Annotated in this window: 18 protein-coding genes; 14 read left to right on the top strand and 4 right to left on the bottom strand. The window is 74.1% G+C overall.

The features are described 5' to 3' along the window. Positions 1 to 91 precede the first annotated feature (91 nt). Together AB0412_RS08845 and AB0412_RS08840 are read left to right on the top strand one after the other, a co-directional pair. Entirely contained in the window at positions 92 to 568 is a 477-nt protein-coding gene (locus AB0412_RS08845; RefSeq protein WP_366401812.1) for a hypothetical protein, read from the top strand. After that, positions 565 to 1,341: an isocitrate lyase/phosphoenolpyruvate mutase family protein gene (locus tag AB0412_RS08840; RefSeq protein WP_366401811.1), complete on the top strand. Its 777-nt coding sequence runs from the start codon at positions 565 to 567 to the stop codon at positions 1,339 to 1,341. The genes AB0412_RS08845 and AB0412_RS08840 overlap by 4 nt, the downstream gene beginning before the upstream one ends. Here the strand turns inward: AB0412_RS08840 and AB0412_RS08835 are convergent. Further along, positions 1,310 to 1,882 carry a TetR-like C-terminal domain-containing protein gene (locus AB0412_RS08835; RefSeq protein WP_366401810.1) on the bottom strand — a complete coding sequence of 191 codons (573 nt, stop codon included), beginning with the start codon at positions 1,880 to 1,882 and terminating at the stop codon, positions 1,310 to 1,312. The genes AB0412_RS08840 and AB0412_RS08835 overlap by 32 nt on opposite strands. Before the next feature lie 186 nt (positions 1,883 to 2,068). Between AB0412_RS08835 and AB0412_RS08830 the strand changes: the two genes are divergently transcribed. The 3 genes from AB0412_RS08830 to AB0412_RS08820 all read left to right on the top strand — a co-directional run bounded on the left by AB0412_RS08830 (position 2,069) and on the right by AB0412_RS08820 (position 5,889). Continuing rightward, on the top strand, positions 2,069 to 3,784 hold the full coding sequence (locus AB0412_RS08830) for a PHP domain-containing protein (protein ID WP_366401809.1): 1,716 nt from the start codon (positions 2,069 to 2,071) through the stop codon (positions 3,782 to 3,784). Then, entirely contained in the window at positions 3,781 to 4,302 is a 522-nt protein-coding gene (locus tag AB0412_RS08825) for a hypothetical protein (protein WP_366401808.1), read from the top strand. The genes AB0412_RS08830 and AB0412_RS08825 overlap by 4 nt, the downstream gene beginning before the upstream one ends. 330 nt (positions 4,303 to 4,632) lie before the next feature. Next, a complete protein-coding gene (locus AB0412_RS08820; RefSeq protein WP_366401807.1) occupies positions 4,633 to 5,889 on the top strand; it encodes an MFS transporter in 1,257 nt (418 codons plus the stop codon). 292 nt (positions 5,890 to 6,181) lie between these two features. Here AB0412_RS08820 and AB0412_RS08815 read toward each other — a convergent pair whose 3' ends face one another. Beyond that, entirely contained in the window at positions 6,182 to 7,438 is a 1,257-nt protein-coding gene (locus AB0412_RS08815; protein WP_366401806.1) for an FAD-binding protein, read from the bottom strand. Between the two features lie 106 nt (positions 7,439 to 7,544). On the opposite strand from AB0412_RS08815, the gene AB0412_RS08810 reads away from it, so the two are divergent. From AB0412_RS08810 to AB0412_RS08790, 5 genes are all read left to right on the top strand, one after another. Next, entirely contained in the window at positions 7,545 to 8,876 is a 1,332-nt protein-coding gene (locus AB0412_RS08810; RefSeq protein ID WP_366401805.1) for a radical SAM protein, read from the top strand. 238 nt (positions 8,877 to 9,114) lie between these two features. Then, positions 9,115 to 10,635, top strand: coding sequence for a cellulose binding domain-containing protein (locus AB0412_RS08805; RefSeq protein WP_366401804.1), 1,521 nt, complete (start codon positions 9,115 to 9,117; stop codon positions 10,633 to 10,635). A gap of 278 nt (positions 10,636 to 10,913) precedes the next feature. Next, positions 10,914 to 12,023, top strand: coding sequence for a ribosome small subunit-dependent GTPase A (rsgA, locus tag AB0412_RS08800; RefSeq protein WP_366401803.1), 1,110 nt, complete (start codon positions 10,914 to 10,916; stop codon positions 12,021 to 12,023). A gap of 106 nt (positions 12,024 to 12,129) precedes the next feature. Beyond that, a complete protein-coding gene (locus AB0412_RS08795; protein WP_366401802.1) occupies positions 12,130 to 13,602 on the top strand; it encodes an AlkA N-terminal domain-containing protein in 1,473 nt (490 codons plus the stop codon). Beyond that, positions 13,599 to 14,093, top strand: coding sequence for a methylated-DNA--[protein]-cysteine S-methyltransferase (locus AB0412_RS08790; RefSeq protein WP_366401801.1), 495 nt, complete (start codon positions 13,599 to 13,601; stop codon positions 14,091 to 14,093). Before AB0412_RS08795 ends, AB0412_RS08790 begins: the two co-directional genes overlap by 4 nt. A 26-nt stretch (positions 14,094 to 14,119) precedes the next feature. On the opposite strand, the gene AB0412_RS08785 is transcribed toward AB0412_RS08790, so the two are convergent. After that, the gene (locus AB0412_RS08785) at positions 14,120 to 14,602 is read right to left on the bottom strand and encodes a DUF456 domain-containing protein (protein ID WP_366401800.1); all 483 of its coding nucleotides are present in this window, start codon (positions 14,600 to 14,602) and stop codon (positions 14,120 to 14,122) included. A 153-nt stretch (positions 14,603 to 14,755) separates the two neighbouring features. On the opposite strand from AB0412_RS08785, the gene AB0412_RS08780 reads away from it, so the two are divergent. Then, positions 14,756 to 16,447, top strand: a complete 1,692-nt coding sequence (locus AB0412_RS08780) for a protein phosphatase 2C domain-containing protein (RefSeq protein WP_366401799.1) — start codon at positions 14,756 to 14,758, stop codon at positions 16,445 to 16,447. Between the two features lie 28 nt (positions 16,448 to 16,475). Continuing rightward, complete coding sequence (locus tag AB0412_RS08775) at positions 16,476 to 18,218, top strand: pyruvate dehydrogenase (RefSeq protein WP_366401798.1); 1,743 nt, start codon at positions 16,476 to 16,478, stop codon at positions 18,216 to 18,218. Between the two features lie 6 nt (positions 18,219 to 18,224). Here AB0412_RS08775 and AB0412_RS08770 read toward each other — a convergent pair whose 3' ends face one another. Continuing rightward, positions 18,225 to 20,075, bottom strand: coding sequence for a helix-turn-helix domain-containing protein (locus tag AB0412_RS08770; RefSeq protein WP_366401797.1), 1,851 nt, complete (start codon positions 20,073 to 20,075; stop codon positions 18,225 to 18,227). A 297-nt stretch (positions 20,076 to 20,372) separates the two neighbouring features. Here AB0412_RS08770 and AB0412_RS08765 point away from each other — a divergent pair, with 297 nt between their 5' ends. After that, positions 20,373 to 20,993 (top strand): hypothetical protein, encoded by a 621-nt coding sequence (locus AB0412_RS08765; protein ID WP_366401796.1) that lies wholly within the window; start codon positions 20,373 to 20,375, stop codon positions 20,991 to 20,993. 213 nt (positions 20,994 to 21,206) lie between these two features. After that, complete coding sequence (locus tag AB0412_RS08760) at positions 21,207 to 21,686, top strand: ATP-binding protein (RefSeq protein WP_366401795.1); 480 nt, start codon at positions 21,207 to 21,209, stop codon at positions 21,684 to 21,686. Positions 21,687 to 21,696: the final 10 nt, after the last annotated feature.

Below are 21,696 nucleotides of genomic sequence, written 5' to 3'. Positions count from 1 at the left end.
CGACCGGAACCGGGGCGCCCCAGGTCCCCCACGGCCACCGGGCGCGGACAGTTCGGCCGGCACCGAAGCATTCCGCTTCTAGCGTGGCCCCATGACCGACAGCACGCCCACCACCGGCACCCTCACCGAGACCCCCTCCGCGGCCGTCACCGGCATGGTCGACCACGTTCTCGCGCTGGCCGCCACCTGGATCCACTGGAACGGCGAACCCGTCGAGACCGACGGCCGCGTCCACACCCCCCACAAGGCGATCCGGCGCGTCGCCGACCACATGATCGACCACCTGGCGGAGATGGAGGCCCGCCTCGCCGGCGAGCAGCCCCGGCCCGACCACTGGCACGCCTCCCTCGTCACCACCGAGGCCGACCTCGCGCCGTTCACGCCCCACGACCTCGACGAGGCCCGCAGCCGCCTGGTCCGGCTGGCCCGTATCTGGGCCGTCCGACTCGACGCCCTCACCGCCGAGCAGCTCGACCACTCGCCCGGGGAGGGCTGGACCTTCCGCGAACTCGGCCACCACGTCCAGGAGTCCGTCTACTACGCGGACGCCGTGGGAGACCTCTCATGACCCGCGCCTTCGCCGGACTCCACCACGCGGACGAGCCTCTGCTGCTGCCCAACGCCTGGGACCACGCCTCCGCTCTCGCCCTGGCCGCCCACGGCTTCCGGGCCATCGGCACCACCAGCCTCGCCGTCGCCGCGGCGGCCGGGCTGCCCGACGGGGTGGGTGCGACCCGCGACCAGACGCTGCACCTCGCGCTCACCCTCGGCTCCGAGCCGTTCTGGCTGTCCGTGGACGCCGAGGACGGATTCAGCGACGACCCGGACGAGGTGGCCGAGTTCGCCCGAGAGCTGGCCTCCGTGGGTGCGGCCGGCATCAACCTCGAGGACGGACTCGGGCCCGCCGGACGGCACGCCGCCAAGATCGCAGCGGTGCGGGCGGCGGCCCCTGACCTCTTCGTCAACGCCCGCACCGACACCCACTGGCTCGGCGACGGCGACGACGACGAGACCCTGGCCCGCCTCGACGCCTACCAAGAGGCGGGCGCGGACGGCGTGTTCGTCCCGGGGCTCACCGACCCCGCCCGGATCGCGGCCCTCGTACGCCGCCTCGACGTCCCCCTCAACATCCTCTACACACCCGCCGGCCCCTCCGTCCCCCACCTGGCCGACCTCGGCGTCCGCCGCATCAGCCTCGGTTCACTGCTGTACCGGCGGGCGCTGGGCGCGGCGCTGGAGGCGGCCGCCGGCATCCGAGCCGGCCGCACACCGACGGGCACGGCGCCGTCGTACGAGGAGATCCAGCGCCTCAGCGGGCGCGGGGCCAGTTCTCCAGGGTGATGTGCAGGGCCTCGATCGCCTGGTCCCAGGAGGTCTGGATGTCGCGGGGGTCCGCGAAGGCGCCGGTGGCCTCCAGGGCGCAGAAACCGTGGAAGGTGCTGCGCAGGAGGCGGACCGCGTCGGTGAGGTCGGGCTCCTCCAGGTCGTAGGCGCGGAGCATGCCGTAGGTGATCTCGGCGGTGCGGCGCAGCGCGGGGGAGCCGGCGGCCAGGGACGGGTCCAGACGGATCTGCGTCGCCGCGTAGCGGCCCGGGCGGGTGAGGGCGTACTGGCGGTAGGCATCCGCGAACGCGGCCAGCGCGTCCTTGCCGGCCCGCCCGGCGACCGCCGCCGCGATCCGGTCGATCAGCTCACCGCCGGCGAGCAGCGCCAGCCGGGTGCGCAGGTCGTCCAGGCCGCGCACATGCGCGTACAGGCTGGCGTCCTTGACCCCGAAACGCCGGGCCAGCGCGGAGAGCGTCACGTTCTCGAAGCCGGCCTCGTCGGCGAGGTCGGCCGCCGCCGCGACCACACGGTCCGTGCTGAGTCCGGCGCGGGGCATGGGGCCTCCGAGTGAGAAACCTGGGATGTGCAGGGAGCAACCTAGTTCATCCCGCCGGACCGGGAGAGCCCGAAGATCCGCCGCGCACGGGGCACGTGCCGCTCACCCCCAAGTCGTTCAACGTTCATGCAATGCCTCGATCCTCCACAGGCGGCGCGGTCGCGCCGCGGCATCCAGGAGGCATTCATGGGACACGGACACACCCACGGTTCGCACCATCACCCTCACCACCACGAGCACGACCACGAGCACGCGCACGACACGACGGCGCCGCTGCCCGCCGCCTTCGACACCGCCGTGCCCGACGAGGCGCTCAGCCCCGAGCAGCGGTCACGCCGTGCGCTGCTGCGCCGGGCGGGGCTGCTCGGCGCGGGGCTCGCGGCCGGCAGCGTGCTCACCGCGGGCGCCGCCCACGCCGCCCCCGCCGCCGCGAACGGCCGCCGCGGCAAGGGCTTCCTCTGGCTGGCGGGGGACCACCACATCCACACGCAGTACAGCAGCGACGGCAAGTACCGGGTCGTCGACCAGGTCCGCCAGGGCGCGAGACACGGCATGGACTGGCTGGTCATCACCGACCACGGCAGCACCACCCACGCCAGGATCGGCGTGGAGAAGGTCAACCCCGACATCCAGGACGCCCGCAGCGCCCACAAGGACACCCTCGTCTTCCAGGGCCTGGAGTGGAACATCCCGGCCGCCGAGCACGGCACGGTCTTCGTGCACCCCGGCAGGAACGAGGTCGAGGTCCTCAAGCAGTTCGAGTCCGGCTACGACGGCGCCGTCAAGGCCGCCTCCGGCTCCTCGCCCGCCAACGAGGCCCTCGCCGTCGCCGGCCTCGCCTTCCTCTCCGACCAGGTCAGGCGGCGCAAGGTCAAGGACGCCCTGATGCTCGCCAACCACCCGGCGCGCAAGGGCATCGACTCCCCGCACGAACTGCGCGCCTGGCGCGACGCGACCCCCGCGGGCCACCGCATCGCCGTCGGCATGGAGGGCGCCCCCGGCCACCAGGCCGCCGGTCTGCCCAAGCCGCTGGGTCCCGGCGGCGCCCGCGGCATCTACAACAACAGCCCCGGCGGCGACTCCTTCCCCGGCTACCCGCTGGAGAGCTACCGCACCTGGGGCGGCTTCGACTGGATGACCGCCACCGTCGGCGGCCTGTGGGACAGCCTCCTCGCCGAGGGCAAGCCCTGGTGGATCACCGCCAACTCCGACTCCCACCAGGTCTACGGCGACACCGCCGCGCGCGGCGGCGGCGACTTCAACGCCAACGGCCGCTACGACGACCCGGTGTACGGCGGCGAGATCGACATCACCGAGAACGACTACTGGCCCGGCTACTACAGCCGCACCCACGTCGGCGCCGACGGCTTCTCCTACGCCGCCGTCATGGACGGCATCCGCGCCGGGCGCATCTGGGTCGACCACGGCCAGCTCATCAGCGGCCTCGACGTCCGCGTCGCCGGCGGCGGACGCTGGGCCACCCTCGGCGGCGCCCTCCACGTCAAGAAGGGCACCCGCGTCCAGCTCGCCGTCGACGTCGCCCTGGCCGGCGGCCCCAACTGGGCCGGATTCCAGCCCACTCTGGCCCGCGTCGACGTCGTCCAGGGCGACGTCACCGGCGAGGCGAAGGACAAGGACACGTTCACCGCCCCCACCGCCGAGGTCGTCAAGTCCTACGAGGTGAACAAGAACACCGGGACGGTCCGGCTCACCTACGACCTCGGCCGCGTCGACCGCCCGGTCTACCTGCGGCTGCGCGGAACCGACGGCAACCGGACCGCCGTCGGCGCGATGGGCGCGGCCGTCGACCCGCACGGCCCGGCCATCGACGTCGTCGGCGACGCCGACCCGTGGCGCGACCTGTGGTTCTACTCCAACCCGGTCTGGGTCCTGCCCTCATGACCCCACCGCCGTACGCCCTCGGTGTCGACACCGACGTGACGCGGCTGCGCGACGCCGACCACCTGCTGCGGGAGCTGGTGGCCGGCCTCGGCCTCCCCGGCGACCTGGTCGGCTGCACCCACCTGGTCCGCGACGGCGGCCGGCCCCGGCTGGCGCTGTCCCTGGCCACCGAGGAGCGGGCGGCGCTCGCCACCGCCCGCGAGCGGCTCACCGCCCGGGGCCACTCGGTGACGGACGGCGCGTGGGACGACTCCGGGCGGGCGGTGCTCTACCCCGGCGCCGCGGACCTGACCGGCACGCTGACGGTCGCTCAGGTGCTGGCCCGGTCCGCGATCGACCGGGTCCGCGTCCTCGGCACGCCGGACGCGCCCGACCCCTCGGTCCCGCTGGTCACCCGGGAGTTCGTCCGCCCGCAGTGGGAGGGCGGCGCGCTGGTGCTGGCCGCCATGCCCGCCGTCGGCGGCACCCTCGTCCCCTTCGAGGACCCGGACCCGACGCCCTGCTGCGCGGACCACTGACGCGCCGTCCGCTGAGCGGAGAACCCGTACCGCTCCCTGCTCCCTCCGCCCTAGGTCCTGTCGTCACCTTCCCGGCGTCCGCCCGAAGGGCGGGCCTGGCGGCGTCAGATGCGTGCTCCGGGGGTCCCCCCGGCCGGAGGCTGGGGGAGTGCCGGGCGTCGACCGGCGTACTGGTTGTACGTGGTCGGCGCCCGGTGCGGCGAGTGGGGGCACCTCCCACGCCCTCAAGGCGGGGGGGAGCGTGCATGGCGTCGCCAGGCAGGCGGGAAGGTGACGACAGGGCCTAGGGTGGCCCGGCACCGGGCACGCGGCGAGGGGGGCAGGGAGCGGATGACGCGGGAGGCACACCGCCCGAGGACCGAAGCGGAGGAGACGGGCGGTGACCGGCGTCCGCTGTGGCGGCAACGGGACTTCGGCGTCTTCTGGGCCGCGCAGACCCTCTCCGTCCTCGGCGACTCCTTCGCACTGATCGCCCTGCCGCTGCTGGTGCTGGAGGCGACCGGGTCGATCGCGCGGATGGGGCTGCTGACGGCCGCCGGCGGCGCGGCGGCGGTCCTCGCCGCCGTGTTCGCCGGTGCCGTCGTCGACCGCGTGGACCGCCGCCGACTGCTCATCGGCTGCGACCTCGTGCGCATGGTCCTGTACGGGCTGATCCCGCTCGTGTGGCTGCTCGGCCCGCAGGTCTGGCTCCTCTACGCCGTCCTGCCGCTGTGCGAGGCCGTCGGCATGTTCTTCGCCGTCGGCTACGTCACCGCCGTCCGCAGCCTGGTCGGCACCGAACAGCTCACCGAGGCCAACGGCCGCCTCAACGCCACCGCCGCGGCGGCCGGAGTCCTCGGGCCCCTGTGCGCCGGCGTGGTGGCCGCCTGGTCCGGTCCGGCCGCCGCCGTCGGCGTGGACGCGGCCAGCTTCGGCGTCTCCGCCGCCTGCGTCGCCTTCGTCCGCTTCCGGCCCCGCCCCGCCGACGACGCGGAGGGCGGCGCGGAGCGACCGGGGCTGTGGCAGGACCTGCGCACCGGCGTCGCGTTCCTCTCCCGGCACCCCGTCCTGCGCGCGCTCACCGTCATGCTGTGCGGCTTCAGCTTCCTCACCCTCGGCCTGAACGACCTGGTGATCTACCACCTCAAGCACGACCTCGGCCACGACGACGGCACGGTCGGCACCGTCATGGCGGTCGGCGCCCTCGGCACCATCACCGGCGCGCTGCTGGTGGCCCGGGTGCGGCGCAGGCTCGGCTTCGGACCGACCTGGACCGGCGCGGTGGCCGTGTGCGGGGTGGCGTTCGCGGGCCTGGGCTGGGCCCGTGAGGTACCCGCCGTCGCCCTGCTCAGCGCCGCCTTCCTGGCCTGCGTCGGCATAGCGGGCACCTGCTCGATGTCCCTGCGGCAGGAGGTGACCCCGGAGCACCTGCTCGGCCGGGTCACCTCCGCCTACTGGACCCTCCAGTACTCGGCCGCCCCCATCGGCGCGGCCGTCCTCACCTGGGCGGCGGAGGAGCGCGGCACCACACCCGTCGCCCTGGTCGCCGGCGCCTGCTGCGTGCTCATCGCGGTGGCCGCCCTGTTCACCCCGATCCGCGGGGCCTAGGCCCTGTCGTCACATTCCCGTCTGCCTGGAGGCGCCATGCACGCTCCCCCACTGCCTTGAGGGCGTGGGAGGTGCCCCCACTCGCCGCACCGGGCGCCGACCACGTACAACCAGTACGCCGGTCGACGCCCGGCACTCCCCCAGCCTCCGGCCGGGGGGACCCCCAGAGCACGCATCTGACGCCGCCAGGACCGCCCTTCGGGCGGACGACGGGAATGTGACGACAGGGCCTAGGGGGTGTCCGCAAAGTCCCGCCTGCCCCGCGACGCCCGGCACGCCCTCTCGCCGCACGTCACCCGGCCAGCACCCCGCGTACGAACGCGTTGCTGAACTTCCCGGCCGGGTCCAGGGCCTTCACCAGCGCCCGGAAGTCGTCCAGGCGCGGGTAGAGGGCGCGCAGGGCCGCCGCGGGAGTGGTGAACACCTTGCCCCAGTGCGGCCGTGCGTCGAACGGGGCCAGCGCCTCCTCCAGCCGCCGCACCACCGGAAGCACCGCCGCGGTGTCCTCGATCCAGGTGAAGTGCGCGGCCACGGTGTCCCGGCCGTAGGACGGGCTCAGCCACTGCTCGTCGGCGGCGACCGTGCGGATCTCACAGGTCTGCAGCACCGGCGAGACCACCTCCCGTATCGCGTCCAGCGCGCGCAGGGCGTCCACGGCGTGCCGGCGCGGCATCAGATACTCCGACTGGAGCTCGGCGCCGCTGCTGGGGGTGAACTCGGCGCGGAAGTGCGGCAGCCGCTCGTGCCAGGGTCCCGGCACACCGAACTGCTCGGTGCAGTTGACCGCGGGCATCCCCGGCACCGGGTGCATCATCTCGGCGGCCGGCGCGGCATACGGGAACGCGTCCAGCGGCTGGTCGGTGCGGCGCTTCAGCCACACCTGCCGGAAGCCCGGCGCCCGCCAGTCGGTGAACAGGCTCACGCTGTACGCCGCCGCCGTCACCGACTCGAACGCCGCCGCGTCCAGACCGTCCAGCGGCAGTTCGGTGAACACGTGCTGCTCGACCTCGTAGGCCGGCTCCAGATCCAGGGTGAGCGCCGTCACGACACCCAGCGCGCCGAGCGAGGTCACCGCCCCGCCGAACCGCTCGTCGCCCCGCGCCACGGTCACCGTCGAACCGTCCGCCGTGACCAGCTCCACCTCGCGCACGGACGAGGAGAGCGGCCCGTTGCCGACCCCGGAACCGTGCGTGCCGGTCGCCACCGACCCGGCGACCGAGATGTGCGGCAGCGACGCCATGTTCGCCAGCGCCAGCCCCCGCTCGTGCACCCGCCGGGCCAGCTCCGCGTACCGGACGCCGCCGCCCACCCGCACCGTGCGGGCCGCCGAGTCGACGTCCACCTCCGCCGGCAGGTCCGCCAGCGACAGCAGGACACCCTCGGCGCCCGGCTCGGCGATCTCGTTGAACGAGTGCCCGCTGCCCAGCACGCGCACCCGCGCGCTGTCCGCCACCAGGGCCCGCAGCGCGGCCAGGGAGCGCGGCCGGAGCAGTTCCTCGGCCGTGTACGTGATGTTGCCGGCCCAGTTCGTCACGGTGATGTCGGTCATACCGCGGAACCTACCCGGCGCGTCTGGAGGGGCCCCGCGCGGGAAGCCGCTCGGGCGGGGGCATACCGTGAGGAGTCGTACGTCCGAGCCGGGAGGAGACACGTCGATGGACAGCCGTACCGCGCTGGTCGAGGATCTGATGGAGCGGTTCCCGCAGGTGCCGCGGGAGGCCGTCTTCAAGGAGGACCTGCTCCGGGGCGGTGTGGCCTTCGACCCGTCCGCCCTCAGCGACAACGAAGACGGCGAGGTCAAGCCGAAGTCGTACTTCATCTTCTCCTTCGACCACGGCACGCTGCCCGAGCTGGGCGAGGCCGCGCTGCGCCGCCCGCCGGAGGAGATCATCCTCACCGGCGGCCCCTACGACCTGCGCCGCACGGTCGTCTCGGTCCGGGTCAACCCCGCCTCGCCCTACCGGGTCGCCGCGAACGAGGACGGCATGCTCGGCCTCTACCTCGACGGCCGGCGCATCGCCGACGTCGGCGTGCCGCCCATGCCCGAGTACTACCGGCACACCCTGTCCAACGGGAAGTCCGTCATGGAGGTCGCCCCGACCATCCAGTGGGGCTACCTGATCTACCTGACGGTCTTCCGGGTCTGCCAGTACTTCGGCGCCAAGGAGGAGTGCCAGTACTGCGACATCAACCACAACTGGCGCCAGCACAAGGCGGCCGGCCGCCCCTACACCGGCGTCAAGGACGTCGAGGAGGTGCTGGAGGCCCTGGAGATCATCGACCGGTACGACACCGCGAAGGCCTCCACCGCCTACACCCTCACCGGCGGCGCCATCACCAAGACGGTCTCAGGACGCGACGAGGCCGACTTCTACGGCCACTACGCCAAGGCCATCGAGGAGCGCTTCCCCGGCCGCTGGATCGGCAAGGTCGTCGCCCAGGCGCTGCCGAAGGACGACGTGCAGCGCTTCAAGGACTACGGCGTGCAGATCTACCACCCCAACTACGAGGTGTGGGACGAGTACCTGTTCAAGATGTACTGCCCCGGCAAGGAGCGGTACGTCGGCCGCGACGAGTGGCACCGGCGCATCCTCGACTCCGCCGACGTCTTCGGCGCCCGCAACGTCATCCCCAACTTCGTCGCGGGCGTGGAGATGGCCGAGCCGTTCGGCTTCAAGACGGTCGACGAGGCCATCGCCTCCACCACCGAGGGCCTGCGCTTCTTCATGTCGCACGGCATCACGCCCCGCTTCACCACCTGGTGCCCCGAGCCGACCACCCCGCTCGGCAAGGCCAACCCGCAGGGCGCGCCGCTGGAGTACCACATCCGGCTGCTCCAGGCGTACCGGCAGACCATGGACGACTTCGGCCTGTCCTCGCCCCCCGGCTACGGCCCGCCCGGACCCGGCCGCGCGGTGTTCTCCGTCAGCTCCTTCATGGACAGCCTGCCCGCGCGGGAGAGCGTGGAGGAGCCCGCCGAGGTGTGAGTCGCCTGATTCCTCAGGGGATTCCGAGGAAATAGGGAAGGCCGGAACCGAGACGTTCCGGCCTTCCTTGCGTATGGTCCCCTGAGGGGTCGTGGGCGCTGTCGCGCCCTGTGCGGACGGCGCTTGTCAGGTGTGCCGAGGACGTGAAAGGCTCGGCGGCCACCGCCCCAGGTTCCCTCGATTTCACCGCGTACGCGGTGAGTTGGCCTCGCAAGCGGACCGCAGATGCAGGAGACCCATGCCCGACCTGCCGACCCCTCAGGACGACGCCGAGGCGGCGCTGTTCTCCGAGTGCTGGGACGCGGTGCTGTCCTACGCCGAGTTGTGCACGGCCGGATCCTCCGCCGCAGCACAGCTCGCCCGCGAGGCGTTCGCGCACGGTGTCCGCGAGGTCCGTGCCGCGGAGTCCGGCACGGTCCGCGGCACCGGCCGCCGCTCGGCCCGCCTCCCGCGGATCCCCCTGCTGCTGACCGCCGTCCGCACGACCGCGGCCGAGTGGGAGGACACCGGGCAGGGCCACCGGCTCGACCCCGACCTGCGGCTCTGGCTCGACTCCGAGCAGGCCGCCCGCCACACCGGCCCACCCCTCGCACGTCCCGTCGCCCTGCGCGGGCTGCGCGACCTCCAGCCGGCCGACGCCGAACTGCTGTGGCTGGCCGAGGTGGAGGCCCTGCCGCTGCCCCTGGCGGCCCGTCGGCTCGGTCTCGACCCGGCCACCGCCGCCGACGAACTCGACCGCGCCCGCGAGCAGTTCCGCAACCGCTGCCACCGCAACCACCTCGACTCCCCGATGGACGCCGAGTGCCGCAGCTACGCCCGGCTGCTCGACGCCGTCACCCGCTCGCCCGCCGCCCACACCCCCGACGACCTCGACCGGCATCTCGCCGGCTGCGCGCAGTGCGCCGAGGCCGCGGCCTGTCTGCGCCCGCCCGGCGCCGCGGCGGCCGAGGCCCTCGCCGACGGCGTACTCGGCTGGGGCGGCCTCGCCTACCTGGAGCGCCGCCGCCGGGCGTCCGACGCACGGCTCGGCGCCGGACGCCACGAGGGGGACGGGGCCACCGGCCCGGAGCAGGACGACCTCTCGTCCGGCACCGAGCAAAAGGGCATCGCCCGGAGCGGACTGCTGGTCGCCGCGGTACTGGTCTCCGCGCTCGCGCTCGCGGTGTCCCTGATGCCGTTCGGCGGCGACCCGCCCGACGAACGCGTCGCACACCCCGGCACCGACCGCCGCCCGGTGTCGGGCCCCGGCGCCTCCCTGCCGCCCGACGCCTTCCCCGACACCCCGTCCGCCACGGCCTCCGCGAGCGCCGGCACCTCGTCACCCGGCACCGCGAAGCCGTCCCCCGGCCGCACGTCCGGGACGGGCCGCGAGAACCCCGACCCCGAGCCCCAGGGCACCTCCTCGGCCACGGCCGCACCCGAGACGACCGACGCCGACGGCCCCGCGGGCTGCCGGATCGACTACGACCTGGTCCACCAGTGGCCCGACGGCTTCCAGTCCACCGTCACCGTCACCACCCGCCGGGCCGTCGACTCCTGGCGCGTCGCCTTCACCTTCCGCGACGGCCAGCGCATCCGCCAGATGTGGGACGCCGAGGCTACCCAGCGCGGCGCCCAGGTCACCGCCGCCGCCCCCGACTACAACACGTCGATCCCCGCCGGCGGCAAGGCCACCTTCGGCTTCATCGCGGCCTGGAGCAACACCAACGCCCCACCGACCGCCTTCACCCTCAACGGCCGCCCCTGCACGACCGGTTGAGGACCGGCGGAAAAACCGGTTGACGGGCAGGGGCCCCGGCGGACTACTGTGACCGCGGATCACACGGCGGCCGAAGGGGCTGCCGTACCGGAGCGTCGCGAGGGCGACGCGTGCGCGTGAGTGAGGAGGTGTCGACCGATGGCTGTCACTGCGATGGGCGCTGCCCGCATCCAGGAAACCGTCAAGTCCACCTCCGTGGCCACCGGCTGACCTCACCCTTTCCTTTTCGCGCCCGAACGTGGCGCGGTTGCCGGGGCCACCCTTTGAAGGGTCAACCGTTGACTTCCAGCTCCGCATCCAGTTCCGCGACCGCCTCCGCGCTGTCCCCCTACGGCTGGGACGACGCATGGGCCGAGGCGTTCGCACCGTACGACGCGCAAGGGCTGCTGCCCGGGCGCGTGGTGCGGGTCGACCGCGGTCAGTGCGATGTCGTCACCGCCGAGGGGACCGTGCGGGCCGACACGGCGTTCGTCACCCCGCACGACCCGCTGAGGGTCGTGTGCACCGGTGACTGGGTCGCCGTCGAACCCGCGGGCAACCCGCGCTACGTACGGACGTATCTGCCGCGCCGTACCGCCTTCGTGCGCTCCACCTCCTCCAAGCGGTCCGAGGGGCAGATCCTCGCCGCCAACGTCGACCACGCCGTGGTCGCCGTCTCGCTCGCCGCCGAGCTCGACCTGGCGCGGATCGAACGGTTCCTCGCGCTCGCCTGGGAGTCCGGGGCACAGCCGCTGGTCGTGCTCACCAAGGCCGACCTGGTGCCCGACCCGGTGACGCGGGCGCACCTGGTGCAGGACGTCGAGACCAGCGCGCCGGGCGTACCCGTGTTCACCGTCAGCGCGCAGGACGGGGACGGTCTCGACATCCTCGCCGCGGTCGCCGCCGGCGGTACCTCGGTGCTGCTCGGCCAGTCCGGCGCCGGCAAGTCCACCCTGGCCAACGCGCTGCTCGGCGAGGACGTGATGGACGTCCAGGCCATCCGCGACGTCGACGGCAAGGGCCGCCACACCACCACCACCCGCAACCTGCTCGCCCTGCCCGGCGGCGGCGTCCTCATCGACACACCGGGCCTGCGGGGCGTGGGCCTGTGGGACGCCGGGACCGGCGTCGGCCAGGTCTTCGCGGAGATCGAGGAACTCGCCGAGGGCTGCCGCTTCCACGACTGCGCCCACGAGAGCGAACCCGGCTGCGCGGTCCAGGAGGCCATCGCCACCGGCGAACTGCCGCAGCGCCGCCTGGACAGCTACCGCAAGCTGCTCCGCGAGAACCAGCGCATCGTCGCCAAGACCGACGCGAGACTCCGCGCGGAGATCCGCAAGGACTGGAAGCGCAAGGGTGCGATCGGCAAGGCGGCGATGGAGGCGAAGCGGGGTGGCTATCGGCAGTAAGCGGTAAGGGGAGGGGGCTTTGCGCGGTCGGGCAGGTGCCGGTTTCGGCGTGGCCGGCCGCGCAGTCCCCGCGCCCGGGGAGTTGCCCTCACGCCTCTCGACAGCCATGTCCGATTTCCGCCAGCCCCAGACCTCCGCATGGCGGAGACTGGACCGTGTGACGGACGAAACCAGCAGGTACGAGGCGGTGCGCAGCCGCGACGGACGTTTCGACGGCGTATTCTTCTTCGCCGTCGAGACGACCGGCATCTACTGCCGGCCCAGCTGCCCCGCGGTCACCCCGCGACAGCACAACGTGCGGTTCTTCACGACCGCCGCCGCCGCGCAGGGCGCCGGGTTCCGGGCCTGCCGGCGGTGTCGGCCGGACGCCGTGCCCGGGTCCGCCGAGTGGAACGTGCGCGCCGACGTCGTCGGCCGCGCCATGCGGCTGATCGCCGACGGCGTCGTCGACCGCGAGGGCGTCGCCGGACTCGCCGCGCGACTCGGCTACAGCGCCCGCCAGGTGCAGCGGCAGCTCACCGCCGAGCTCGGCGCCGGACCGGTCGCGCTCGCGCGGGCACAGCGCGCGCACACCGCGCGGGTGCTGCTGCAGACCACCGCGCTGCCGGTCACCGAGATCGCCTTCGCCGCCGGATTCGCCAGCGTGCGGCAGTTCAACGACACCATCCGGGCCGTGTACGCCGCCACCCCCAGCGAACTGCGCGCCGCCGCGCCGAGGAGCGGGCGGGCCTCCCGGCGCCGGGCGACCCCCACCGCCGGCATCCCGCTCCGGCTCGCCCACCGCGGCCCCTACCAGGCCGGACCCGTCTTCGACCTGCTCGAACGGGAGGCCGTGCCCGGCGTCGAGGAGATGAGCGGACCGCCGGGGGCCCGTACCTACCGGCGCACACTGCGGCTGCCGTACGGCACGGGGATCGCCGCCGTCGACGAGCCGGGCGGCACGGCACGCGGGAGCGGACGCGCCGCCGGGGCCGGGTCGCACCCCGGTGGGTGGCTCGACGCCCGCATCCACCTCACGGACCCGCGCGACCTCACCACGGCCGTCCAGCGCCTGCGGCGGCTGTTCGACCTCGACGCCGACCCGTACGCCGTCGACGAACGCCTCGGCGCCGACCCGCGGCTCGCCCCGCTGGTCACCGCCCGGCCCGGCCTGCGCTCGCCCGGCGCCGCCGACCCGGAGGAACTGGCGGTACGGGCCCTGGTGGGCCGCGAGGAGGCCGCGCGGCTGGTCCAGCGGTACGGCAAGACCCTCGACGCCCCCTGCGGGAGCCTCACCCACCTGTTCCCCGACCCGGCCGTCCTCGCCGGCGCCGAACCCCACGGCCCCCTGGGCGCGCTCACCGCCGCCCTCGCCGACGGCGCGCTACGACTCGACCCCGGCGCCGACCGGGACGCCGCCGAGACCGCCCTGCACGCCCTCCCCGGCCTGGACGGCCGTACGGTCGCCGAGATCCGCACCCGCGCCCTGAGCGACCCGGACGTGGCCCCGCCGGGACCGGACGTCCCCGACAGCTGGCGCCCCTGGCGCTCGTACGCCCTCGCCCACCTGCGCGCGGCAGGAGAACCGGAGTACCGATGATCACCTACTGGACCACCCTCGACAGCCCCCTCGGCCCGCTCCTCCTCACCGCCCGCCCGAGCGGCGAGCTGACCTCGCTGTCCCTGCCCGGGCAGAAGGGCGGGCGGACCGTGCAGCCCGGCTGGCGGCGGGACGCCGGGCCCTTCCGCGCGGCCGACGAGCAGCTCACCGCGTACTTCGCCGGCGAGCTGACGGAGTTCCGGCTGCCGCTGCACAGCACCGGCACGCCCTTCCGAGAGAGGGTCTGGGCCGCGCTCGACCCCATCCCCTACGGGGCGACCGTGTCGTACGGCGAGATCGCCGCGCGGATCGGTGCGCCGCGGGCCGCCGTGCGGGCGGTCGGCGGTGCGATCGGGGCGAACCCGCTGCTGATCCTCCGCCCGTGCCACCGCGTGATCGGCTCCGACGGCTCCCTCACCGGGTACGCGGGCGGACTGGAGCGCAAGGTGCGGCTGCTGACCCATGAAGGTGTGCTGCAGGGAACCCCCTGAGCGGCGGGCGGGCCTGTCGGGCGTGGTCAGCCCCAGAAGACCGCGCCCAGCCACGCCGCGGTGATCAGCTGGCAGGTGAACAGCTCCGTCAGCACGCTCCAGCCGCCCGCCCGCATCGTCGTCCGCAGCGACGCGACCGCCTCGCCGTGGCGGCCCAGACGGAGCCGCTCGCAGAGGTAGATCCCGGCGAGGAAACCGGGGACCGCGCCGAGCACGGGCAGCAGCACGAAGCCCACCAGCGAGCCGACGCCCGCGTACGCCATCATCCGGGCGTCGCTGCCGGTCGGCCGCAGCCGGCGGGGCGGCAGTGCCCAGCGGATCACCTGGGAGAGGAACAGTACGACCGTCGCCCCCACGAGCACCCACCACGCGACCGGCCGCGGGTCCTTCAGCGCCCACCACATGACCGCGGCCCACACCAGCCACGACCCCGGCACTCCGGGCAGCAGCACTCCGCACAGGCCGAACAGGATCACCAGCCCGGCCAGCAGGAGTTCCCACGCTCCCATCTGTCCAGGGTGCAGGAGGGTGGGGGACGGCGCAGAACAGCAGCGAACAGCTGTCCCGGGCGTCACCCGACACGTGGTCCCTGGCTGTGCGGGGAGCGGGGATTTTCCGGATGCCCCGTTTTCAACCGGCCCGTGCGGTGGACAATTGGGGGCATGAGCCAGCAGGGGGGAAGGCCCACCGGTCACGAGGACGACTGGTGGCGGCAGCTGTACGACGACTCCACGGGCGACACGGGCGCCACACCGGCCCCCGAATCCCTGGACGACCGCTTCGCCTCGGCGAAGGACACGATCGGCTCCCCGCCCCAGGGCGGCGCACCACCCCCGCTCCCCGCCCCACGCGCCCCCTGGGAACCCCCACCCCCCACCCCTCCCACCCCCCTGACCTTCCCCCCACCTCCGCCCGGCCTCGCCGCCCCGGCCCATACGCAGCTCGATACCGCCCCGCTCGCTGAGCTGCCGCGCTCGGCCCCGGGCGGCGCCCCGTCGGCGGGCGGTGAGTCGGGCAGGCCGGTGGGCGGGGGCGCGCCGACTGCTGCCGGCCCGCCCGGGACATCGGCTGCCGTGCCTGCCGACAAGCCGCCGTCCGCTCCCGCTCCCGGTGACGCGCGGCCGGACCCGGCGGCCGGTGACCGCCCGGGCGTCGCTTCGGCGGGCGGGAGGAACGACGAGGGGAGGCCTGCCGGCTTCGGTCCTCCCGCTCCCGTAGCGGTCGGTGCTTCGCCCACCCTGGTGCCGCCCTCCGAAGGCCCTCCGGCGGTGCCCTCCCTCGACGCGGCACGCCCAGCCCTCTCCGACGCCGACCCCCGCTCGGCCCAGCCCTCTCCGCCGCCGGCCCAGCCGGCCCCGCCGCCGCCAGCCCAGCCGGCCCCGCCACGCCCCGCCCGTGCCTACGTAGGTTCCCGGCCGCCCACCTACGATCCCGAACCCACCGCACTGCCCGCCGCTGACCCCGACCGGCTGGAGGATCTGGTGCCGGACACCGTGCTGGACGGGGCGCGCTACGGGGCCTGCACCTTACGGGCCGCCTCCGTGCGGGGGGACTCCGCGCGGTACCGGGGGGAGCCGAGGCGGGACGCGTTGCTGACGGCGCGGTTCGGCAGCGGGGAGCAGGCGCTCGTGCTCGTCGCCGTCGCCACCGGCGCGCGCACCGCGCCGGAGGCGCATCGTGCCGCAGCCGAGGCCTGCCGGTGGATCGGCAGGGCCGTGGGCCGCAGTCACGCCCGGCTCGTGGAGGACCTCAGGGCTGCCCGGCGCGGCGACCTGAAATCCGGGCTGCACCGGCTCACCGACCGCAGCCTCGGCAGACTCCGCGCCAGCGCCGCCGAGCAGGGCCTCGAGCCGGAGGCGTACGCGGCGACCCTGCGCTGCCTGCTCCTGCCCGCCGACCCCGACTGCCGCACCCGCGTCTTCTTCGGCGTCGGAACCGGCGGACTGTTCCGGCTCCGGGACGGTGCCTGGCAGGACATCGAACCGCAGGTCACCGAGGTCAAGGGCGAACCCGTGGTCGGCTTCGGCTCCCCGCCCTCGGAGACCCCCGAGGGCGACCGCCTCACCATGGACCTCGGCATCCCGACGCCCCCGAGCCCGTACGAACCGGCCCCCGAGCCGCCGCGCGAGCCGTTCCGGTTCCGCACCTCGGTAGCCCGCCCGGGTGACACCCTGCTGATGTGCGGCGCCGGACTCGCCGACCCCCTGCGCGGCGAGGAGGAACTCCGCGACCACCTCGCCGACCGGTGGTCACGCCCCGAACCGCCCGGCCTCGCCGCGTTCCTCGCCGACACCCAGGTCCGGGTCAAGGGCTACGCCGACGACCGCACGGCCGCCGCCGTTTGGGAGGCGTGAGCGCCCCCTTTGTGAATTCATGGATGCCATGGCCAAACAGAACGTCGCGGAACAGTTCGTCGACATCCTCACCCGCGCGGGCGTCAAACGCCTCTACGGCGTCGTCGGGGACAGCCTCAACCCGATCGTCGACGCCGTGCGCCGCAACGCCGCCATCGACTGGATCCACGTCCGGCACGAGGAGACCGCCGCCTTCGCCGCCGGCGCCGAGGCGCAGATCACCGGACGGCTCGCCGCCTGCGCCGGCTCCTGCGGACCGGGCAACCTGCACCTCATCAACGGCCTGTACGACGCCAACCGTTCCATGGCCCCCGTCCTCGCCCTCGCCTCCCAGATCCCGTCCAGCGAGATCGGGCTCGGCTACTTCCAGGAGACCCACCCCGACCAGCTGTTCCGCGAGTGCAGCCAGTACAGCGAGCTGATCTCCAGCCCGAAGCAGATGCCCCGGCTGCTGCAGACCGCCATCCAGCACGCGATCGGCCGCTCCGGCGTCAGCGTCGTCTCCCTGCCCGGCGACATCGCCGACCAGCCCGCGCCGGAGAAGGCCGCCGAGTCCGCCCTCGTCACCTCCCGGCCGACCGTCCGCCCCGGTGACGCCGAGATCGACCGCCTGGTCGACATGATCGACGCGGCGGAGAAGGTCACCCTCTTCTGCGGCAGCGGCACCAAGGGCGCGCACGCCGAGGTCATGGAGTTCGCACAGAAGGTCAAGTCGCCCGTGGGACACGCGCTCAGGGGCAAGGAGTGGATCCAGTACGACAACCCGTTCGACGTCGGCATGAGCGGCCTGCTCGGCTACGGCGCCGCCTACGAGGCCACCCACGAGTGCGATCTGCTGATCCTGCTCGGCACCGACTTCCCGTACAACGCCTTCCTCCCGGACGACGTGCGCATCGTCCAGGTCGACGTACGCCCCGAACACCTGGGGCGCCGCTCGAAGCTGGACCTCGCGGTGTGGGGCGACGTACGGGAGACACTGCGGTGTCTGATCCCGCGGGTCCGGGTCAAGGACGACCGGCGGTTCCTCGACCGGATGCTGAAGAAGCACGCGGAGGCGCTGGAGGGGGTGGTGAAGGCGTACACACGGAAGGTGGAGAAGCATGTGCCGATCCACCCGGAGTACGTGGCGTACGTGCTCGACGAACTCGCCGACCACGACGCGGTGTTCACCGTCGACACCGGCATGTGCAACGTCTGGGCCGCCCGGTACATCTCGCCCAACGGCCGCCGCAGGGTGATCGGTTCCTTCTCGCACGGCTCGATGGCGAACGCGCTGCCCATGGCGATCGGGGCGCAGTTCACCGACCGGGGGCGGCAGGTCGTGTCGATGTCCGGGGACGGCGGATTCTCCATGCTCATGGGGGACTTCCTCACCCTCGTCCAGTACGACCTTCCCGTGAAGGTGGTCCTGTTCAACAACTCCTCGCTCGGCATGGTCGAGCTGGAGATGCTGGTCGCCGGGCTGCCCTCCTACGGCACGGCCAACAAGAACCCGGACTTCGCCGCCGTCGCGCGGGCGTGCGGGGCGTACGGGGTGCGGGTGGAGAAACCGAAGGAGCTCGCCGGGGCGCTGAAGTCCGCGTTCAAGCACAAGGGACCGGCGCTCGTCGACGTCGTCACCGATCCCAACGCGCTGTCCATCCCGCCGAAGATCAGCAGGGAGATGGTCACCGGGTTCGCACTGTCCGCGTCGAAGATCGTGCTGGACGGCGGGGTGGGCCGGATGCTGCAGATGGCGCGGTCCAACCTGCGTAACGTGCCTCGTCCCTAGGGGAGTTCAGGAGCGGATCCGCCAACGGCGGTTCAGGGTGTCGTACTCGTAGTGCGGCAGGCCCTCGATGGCCGTGGTGCGGAACGGGCGGCCGTGGTCGTCGATCCGGACGGTGCCGGTGCGGCCCTGGGAGGACCAGTCCAGCTCCAGGTACCAGCGGCAGTCGCAGGTGCCGGTGCGGGCGGTCACCAGCAGGACCTCCGGGTCCTTCGCGGAGACCCGGTAGGGCAGGCGCACGGCCGGGATCGGCGTCCCCGCGTCGTTCCCGGCGACCGCGCGGGCGATCGGCCGGTCCTTGTCGAGGTCCACGTCGAAGTACCGCGGCGTGAGGGAACCACCGCACCCCTGGTCCATGGCGTACGCGGTCCCGGCAGCGGGCTCGGCCCGCCCGGCGACCCGGACCCGCAGCGCGGTCAGCACCACCGCCGCCTCGGACCTCCCCTGAACGGACACCTCCACCAGCGTCTCCCGCCCGTGCACGGCCCCCTGCGTCGCCGCCCAGGTACCGGCGTCCTGCGGAGCGGGCGGCGGCGGCACCTGCGCCGGCGGCTTGCCGACGACGTAGTCGTGCCCGCAGCCGCCCTCCCACACCTGGGAGTCGACGGTCCAGGCGAGAGGTGTCCCGGCGGGACGGGCGCCGGGTCCGCTCGGCGCGGTGCCGGTCCCGGGCCTGGTTCCAGGGGCGGAGGGTTCTGCCCGCGGTCCGGCCGGACCGCGGGAACCGTCCCTGCCGTGCGGCCGGGGCGAGCCGGAAGCGGACGGGGAGGGCGACGAGGGCTCCCCACGCCGTCCGGTGCCCCCGGACACGCTCGCCGTCGGATCCGCGGTGACCCGCACACCGTCGGCCGCGGGCCGCTGCCGCCCGCCGTCCGGCAGCGCGGACAGACTCCCCACCACCCCGAGCACGACACAGCCGACAGCGAGCACGACCCGCTTACGCCGGTACCAACGCCGCCCGGCCGCCCCCGTCCCCATGGCCCCCAGCCGCCGCCCCGAGGCGTCCACGGGCCCCCGCACAACACCGTCCAGCACGGCCCCACCGCCCACGACGGAATTCCGGGGCTCCCCGGGCTCCTCGGACCCGCGGGGCTCCCCGGGGCCGGCGCCGCGGGTGGGACGGCCGGGGGCGTCTGTCGGCCCGTGCTCGTCCGCCGGGGAGTGGTCGTCGGGGGCCGGGCCGGTCAGGGGGCGTGAGTGGCCCACCTCGCCCGGAGGGCGGCCGGTGCCGTCGGGCGGGGAGGCGGGGCCGCTGCCGCCGGGTGTGTGTCCCGCCGGGGCCGGGCGGCCGTCCGGCGCGGGGGCCGTCCGGGTCGCACCGTCGGGCCCGGGAGCTGGGGCGGGGCCGGGGAGCCGCTCGTCCGGTTGCGTGGCTGAGGCGGCCGGTCCTGCCGCCGGTTCGTCCTTCGCTTCCGGTCCGTCCGGCTCGGTGACCGGCTCCACCCGTGCGTTCGCCGACGCGTCGGGGCTCTGCCCGTCGCCCGCGAGGACGTTCGTCATCGCGTCGGTGGTGTCCGGGGAAACCGCGGTGGGCCGCTGCCGGCCGGCAGGCGCGGCCGTGCTCTCCGACGGCTTCCCGCCGCGCGGGCGCTGGCGGGCCGCTGTGGCCAGGAGCCAGCGGCGGTGGAGTTCGAGGCGTTCCTCGGCGGTGGCGCCGCAGAGAGCCGCGAAGCGTTCGGCGGGGGCGAAGTCGAGGGGCACCGCCTCGCCGGCGCAATAGCGGTGCAGGGTCGAGGTGTTCATCCCGAGGCGGCGGGCCAGCGAGCCGTAGCTGCGGTCCGTCCGTTCCTTCAGCTCCCGCAGCAGCGCCGCGAACCCGGCCACCTCGTCCTGGCCGCCGCCCTGTGCCGACACCGTCACCCAGCCCCCTTTCCCGAGTCGTCCCGAGCCCGGGACGGCATCCCAGGCACCCCATATACCTGCACGTCAGACGGGCTGGGATGGTTCCATGCCCGCCGAACCGCCGACGGCGCTTGCGCCGGCCCGCCGTGACCGCCGATGCTCTTGGTACCGCCCCGGCGGCCGCCGGACGGACCATCCCGGCCGTCGCGGTGACCTCGGCGTACGTATCACGGCAGACCCTACGGTTTCCGCATCTCGCGCCGCGGTGGTTCCGGTCGATCCACGCACACCACGCACTCCACACGGGGGACACCCATGCCCATCCGCACCCGAGCCGGCGCACTCGCCGCCCTCACCGTCGCCGCCCTCGCCGCCGGCACGGCACTCACCGCGCCGGCCGGAGCCGCGGCGGCGAAGACCGCCGCCCCGAGGTTCCTCTCGGCGTCCCAGCTGCCGCCGCACCCGTCGTCCACCTGGACCGCGGGCCCCGTCACCGACGGCTTCCCCGCCGAGCTCGCCTACTGCCTGGGCGAGGGAGTGCCCGCCTACGACTACCGGCACCGGAAGTTCCACACCGACCTCGACACCGGCGCCGTGCAGGTCACCGTCGTCACCGGATCCGCCGCCAAGGGCAAGGCGCTGGCCGCCCTGCTGAACAAGAAGATCCGCACCTGCGCGGACCGCATCGAGCAGTCCTACCCGGACGTCGAGGCCGAGGGCCGGTACTACGGCGCGCTGCCGGTCGAGGAGGGCGCCAAGGTGCACGGACTGCACACGGAGACCTCCTACGGCGCCACGGACATCCATCTGCTGTCCGTCGGGCGGGACGGCAGGACCGTCACCGTCGTCGACTGGGGACAGATGGGCGACTTCGGCGACGCCCCGGTGGCCGCCTTCAAGAAGACGACGACGAAGGCCGTCGCCAAGCTCTACTGACCGCACGCCCCCACGACCACCACGAAAAGCCGGGGCCGTCCTCTCGCCACGGGGGTCGGGAGGACGGCCCCGCGCAGGTCCGTGGCCGTCGCACTTCGGCCAACAACCGGTCGTCCACGCTCGAACATGACTGCCGCCGTGCCGACGGGGCAAGGATTCCCGTGAACGTGTTCGAGACACCGGGGGACGTCGAGCGGCACACGGGCGGGGGTCATGACGAGGCAGGTACGAGGAGGCCGTCCGGGCACGGGCGGACCCTCGGTGAAGACGGTGGAGGAGACGGCCGACGGGGGAGCGCAGCGGGGCCCCGCGGCGCAGCTCAGGCGCAGACTGGGGCGGGCGGATCTGCGGGCGGTACCGGAGTCCCGCCGGGCGCTGCGCGAGCTGCTGCGGCACTGGGGCAGGCCCGGCCGGTCCGAGATAGCGGAACTGCTCACCAGCGAGCTGGTCACCAACGCGCTGGTGCACACCGACCGCGAGGCGGTCCTGACGGCGACGGTCGGACCACGGGGACTGCGGGTGGAGGTACGGGACTTCGTGGCCCGCGAGCCCCGGCCGCGCGTACCGGACGCCGACGACGGTACGCACGGCCGGGGCCTCGTTCTGGTGGAGTCCCTCGCCGATCAGTGGGGGGTACGGCCGCACGCCGTGGGCAAGGCCGTCTGGTTCGAACTCGGCGCGGACGCCGCGTGAGGGCGAGAGC

Origin of the sequence: Streptomyces sp. NPDC052012, assembly GCF_040689265.1 — a bacterium.
Taxonomy (GTDB): Bacteria; Actinomycetota; Actinomycetes; order Streptomycetales; family Streptomycetaceae; genus Streptomyces.
The sequence above is the reverse complement of the archived record's forward strand: the minus strand, read 5'-3'. Positions and strand labels throughout refer to the sequence as shown.

Bases quoted from the DNA above. Each gene is read 5' to 3' on its own strand.
- AB0412_RS08845 (WP_366401812.1), top strand. From the start codon at position 92: ATGACCGACAGCACGCCCACCACCGGCACCCTCACCGAGACCCCCTCC.
- AB0412_RS08840 (WP_366401811.1), top strand. From the start codon at position 565: ATGACCCGCGCCTTCGCCGGACTCCACCACGCGGACGAGCCTCTGCTG.
- AB0412_RS08835 (WP_366401810.1), bottom strand. From the start codon at position 1,882: ATGCCCCGCGCCGGACTCAGCACGGACCGTGTGGTCGCGGCGGCGGCC.
- AB0412_RS08830 (WP_366401809.1), top strand. From the start codon at position 2,069: ATGGGACACGGACACACCCACGGTTCGCACCATCACCCTCACCACCAC.
- AB0412_RS08825 (WP_366401808.1), top strand. From the start codon at position 3,781: ATGACCCCACCGCCGTACGCCCTCGGTGTCGACACCGACGTGACGCGG.
- AB0412_RS08820 (WP_366401807.1), top strand. From the start codon at position 4,633: ATGACGCGGGAGGCACACCGCCCGAGGACCGAAGCGGAGGAGACGGGC.
- AB0412_RS08815 (WP_366401806.1), bottom strand. From the start codon at position 7,438: ATGACCGACATCACCGTGACGAACTGGGCCGGCAACATCACGTACACG.
- AB0412_RS08810 (WP_366401805.1), top strand. From the start codon at position 7,545: ATGGACAGCCGTACCGCGCTGGTCGAGGATCTGATGGAGCGGTTCCCG.
- AB0412_RS08805 (WP_366401804.1), top strand. From the start codon at position 9,115: ATGCCCGACCTGCCGACCCCTCAGGACGACGCCGAGGCGGCGCTGTTC.
- AB0412_RS08795 (WP_366401802.1), top strand. From the start codon at position 12,130: ATGTCCGATTTCCGCCAGCCCCAGACCTCCGCATGGCGGAGACTGGAC.
- AB0412_RS08790 (WP_366401801.1), top strand. From the start codon at position 13,599: ATGATCACCTACTGGACCACCCTCGACAGCCCCCTCGGCCCGCTCCTC.
- AB0412_RS08785 (WP_366401800.1), bottom strand. From the start codon at position 14,602: ATGGGAGCGTGGGAACTCCTGCTGGCCGGGCTGGTGATCCTGTTCGGC.
- AB0412_RS08780 (WP_366401799.1), top strand. From the start codon at position 14,756: ATGAGCCAGCAGGGGGGAAGGCCCACCGGTCACGAGGACGACTGGTGG.
- AB0412_RS08775 (WP_366401798.1), top strand. From the start codon at position 16,476: ATGGCCAAACAGAACGTCGCGGAACAGTTCGTCGACATCCTCACCCGC.
- AB0412_RS08765 (WP_366401796.1), top strand. From the start codon at position 20,373: ATGCCCATCCGCACCCGAGCCGGCGCACTCGCCGCCCTCACCGTCGCC.
- AB0412_RS08760 (WP_366401795.1), top strand. From the start codon at position 21,207: ATGACGAGGCAGGTACGAGGAGGCCGTCCGGGCACGGGCGGACCCTCG.